This window comes from [Clostridium] symbiosum ATCC 14940 (assembly GCF_000466485.1).
Lineage (GTDB): Bacteria > Bacillota > Clostridia > Lachnospirales > Lachnospiraceae > Otoolea > Otoolea symbiosa.
Genome location: NZ_KE992904.1, coordinates 1 through 3,046 on the forward strand (window position 1 = coordinate 1; position 3,046 = coordinate 3,046).

6 protein-coding genes are annotated in these 3,046 nt (G+C 39.5%); 1 reads left to right on the forward strand and 5 read right to left on the reverse strand.

Annotation, left to right across the window (positions count from 1 at the left end; all coding sequences use genetic code 11):
* Window positions 1–166: 166 nt before the first annotated feature.
* The gene (locus CLOSYM_RS10225) at window positions 167–712 is read left to right on the forward strand and encodes a hypothetical protein (protein ID WP_242828667.1); all 546 of its coding nucleotides are present in this window, start codon (window positions 167–169) and stop codon (window positions 710–712) included.
* Window positions 713–854: 142 nt separating this feature from the next.
* Here the strand turns inward: CLOSYM_RS10225 and CLOSYM_RS23455 are convergent, their stop codons facing one another.
* The 5 genes from CLOSYM_RS23455 to CLOSYM_RS10240 form a co-directional block, all read right to left on the reverse strand.
* Window positions 855–1,091, reverse strand: a complete 237-nt coding sequence (locus CLOSYM_RS23455; RefSeq protein WP_021642079.1) for a hypothetical protein — start codon at window positions 1,089–1,091, stop codon at window positions 855–857.
* 5 nt (window positions 1,092–1,096) lie between these two features.
* A complete protein-coding gene (locus CLOSYM_RS10230; RefSeq protein ID WP_021642080.1) occupies window positions 1,097–1,921 on the reverse strand; it encodes a tripartite tricarboxylate transporter permease in 825 nt (274 codons plus the stop codon).
* A gap of 32 nt (window positions 1,922–1,953) precedes the next feature.
* Complete coding sequence (locus CLOSYM_RS24250) at window positions 1,954–2,130, reverse strand: tripartite tricarboxylate transporter TctB family protein (protein WP_021642081.1); 177 nt, start codon at window positions 2,128–2,130, stop codon at window positions 1,954–1,956.
* A gap of 200 nt (window positions 2,131–2,330) precedes the next feature.
* Complete coding sequence (locus CLOSYM_RS10235) at window positions 2,331–2,666, reverse strand: type II toxin-antitoxin system YafQ family toxin (RefSeq protein WP_021642082.1); 336 nt, start codon at window positions 2,664–2,666, stop codon at window positions 2,331–2,333.
* Window positions 2,663–2,935, reverse strand: coding sequence for a type II toxin-antitoxin system RelB/DinJ family antitoxin (locus CLOSYM_RS10240; RefSeq protein ID WP_024738616.1), 273 nt, complete (start codon window positions 2,933–2,935; stop codon window positions 2,663–2,665). Before CLOSYM_RS10240 ends, CLOSYM_RS10235 begins: the two co-directional genes overlap by 4 nt.
* Window positions 2,936–3,046: the final 111 nt, after the last annotated feature.

Here is a 3,046-nt window from a genome sequence, read left to right on the forward strand (position 1 = left end):
AATGGGGAGTGGAATTTACTTTTTCATTTCAGTGCCGCGTATGGTACACCATACTTGATTGACTCTGTCCGTTTTCCATACTATAATACCAGGTAAGAAGCCCGCAGAGCAAAAGAAAAAGTTGCCCTTAGCCCGCAGAGCAAAGGTAACGGAAAGGGTGCATTGTATGGACTCATATAAGTTTGATTATTCCGGCGGGAAACAATTCATGCTGAATTTATGCAATTGTCCTCCCAACAATCAGGGCCAGTTTACCGCATATTCCAATATCATCATCCACTATCCGGGATACAAGAAAAATGGAGATTACCGTTTGGAAATTCAGGGAGGGACCGTTCCCTCTCACTCCGATATATGCAAAATTCTGCATAATTTGATTGTCAATAACCGGTACTCCTTCTCTGTCCTGGAACAGCTTTTAGAGGATATTTACGAGAACGGAACCCTCACCGATTATGAAGACCGTAACCTTAAATATTTACAAAATCTCATATTCTGGGTTACGCTTCAGGAAGAGATAAACTATCCGCGCACTAAACCATGGTTTGCCGGAAGAAATCTTGCTTTTTGCCGGTTTTATGAAGCGATTTACTGCACCAGGCCGGAATCCGCCTTCACTATCAGGGATGTACTGGGGCGTTGTAATAATCACGGAAAGGGACGGCCAGCTCTGTACCGGCTGGCGGATTGCTCGCGGATTTATTATTATTGATGGGTATTTATATGCCGTTTGTATTGAGTATAATTATCATTGGTAATATTAGTTAGCCGCATAATTAGTTATATAGAAAAATCGCTGAAGTCTCACAACCTCAGCGATTTTTCTATTGGGGGAGTTTTTTATAGTCCCTTTCTTATTTTGATAACAGATATTCTGAATCAGTCTGCTTTGCACCTTTCCAATTATTGTAAATCGGAACAGCCAGCGATACAATGGAGATAACGATTAAGGCAATACAAATTGGCCTGGTCACAATTGACATAACCGCTGCTCCCAGAGAACCTTCCATTATTATTGTGCGAACCATGCCACGTTCTGCAATAGGTCCTAAAATATATCCCAAAACAACTGAAGACAAATCAATTTTCATATATTTTAACGCATACCCAAGTACCCCGCAGCCCAGCATGATAAATACATCTGCATAAGAATTATTACAGAAAAAGCGCCTAAAACCGTCAAAACCAATATGCCGCTGGCGAGAAAATTCTGTGGTATACGGTTAACCTTTGCAAATTGTTTCGCGCCAAGCACACCTCCAATAACCATAACAAAGGCGGCCACCAGCAATCCAAAAATAAAAGGATATGTTACATTCGCCTTAACTGTAAATAAATCGTTTCCCGGAGTCAGGCCGTGCAGCATCAAGGCTCCCATAAGGATTGCCGTGACGGCATTTCCTGGAATCCCTAAAGTCATCATCGGTATCAAGGCGTCTCCTATTACGCCGTTATTAGCCGATTCAGGTCCTGAGATACCTTCCCGGTATCCAGTACCGAATTTTTCCGGATGCTTTGACAAATGTTTCGCCTGATCGTAACCCATAAAAGCGGCGATACTCCCTCCGGCGCCGGGTATAATCCCGATGATGACTCCGACAATACCGCACCATAAGTAGGTCAACGGATAACAGCATATGTCTCTTAGCCTGAATTTGTATTTATTAATTGAGGATAATGCATTATCCATGTTGACGGTTGCATCTTTATTTACTATCATTCCCAAAAGCTGGGAAATCGAATACAATCCAATCAGAGTAGGCACCGTAGGAAAACCGGTATTAGTACCGCAATCCCCATTGTAGCCGACAGACCGGGCATCGCCCCAAAGCAAATACCAAGTATGGTCCCCCCCCAGGACAGCAATCAGATTAGCCGGAGAAAGAGCCGTCGTAAACCCCATAATTATATTCGATAACATATTGTTCTCCTCTCTTTATAAATTGAAACATATCAAAACAGTATGCCGCCGGGTAACGGAACTCTCAAAAAAACCTTAAATGCAAAGAAAATAACAACTGCCATGACTGCTGAGACAGCCAAATACTGATACTTTTTATTCTCTTTGGATTGCCAGTAAGAGAAAGCTGACACAAAGATAAATGTTGTATTATAAAAACCGGCCCCCAATGTTAGCTTTTGTATCTAACATTGGGGGGCCGGTTCATTCTCTCGGTTCAGTAAGACTTTTTTTATTTAGTTAAAATAGCATTTACTTGCTAATCTATGGCACATTTATGAATTATTCAAACTCGGCGTGCCCTCTGTTGACATTAACTATATTTGTTTAGTTTATATGCAAATACATGCCCTTTTTTACTTCAATTACATCATTTATTCTGGCTTACTGATTTTCTGTTGCCAATATGTTGCCAGAAACCTTGATACATTTCAAATAAATCAGAATGGCTTCCTGTGTCAACTAAAGTCAAAGTTAGAATATCATGTTCAATTAAATAAATTAAAAGCCAATCTGGTTGGATATGACATTCCCTAAATCCTGTGTACCTTCCTTTTAGTTCATGATCCCTGTGCTTATCATCCAATGAAAGTCCATGAATTAATTTGTCTACTACGGTATCCAGTAATTCTATATCTAATCCTCGTTTCTTCGCTCGTTTTAAGCCCTTTTTAAACTTACCAGTCAGTACTAATTGATAGGTCATAATTCCATATCCTTTAAAGCTTCAGAAAAACTATTATATTTCTTAGTGTCCGGATCTCGGCTGATTTTCTTAGCTTCTTCCATCGCCTCTATAACTTCTGGTTTATATTTGGGAAGTTCTACATTAAAAGGCAAACCACCTCTTAATACACATTGCCTTAAAAACATATTTGTAGCACTCGATATATCTATTCCTAATTGTCCAAATAACTCCATTGCTTGTTTTTTTAACTCTTCATCGATCCTAATTTGTGTTGGTACTGTTGCCATAATCATCACCTTCCTTTAGTATCATTGTATCATTTTCGGTTTACATTGTCAATCGTTTGTATCATTTTGATAAATATATGAAAATTTTTTATTTAAATTCCACCGCCCGCT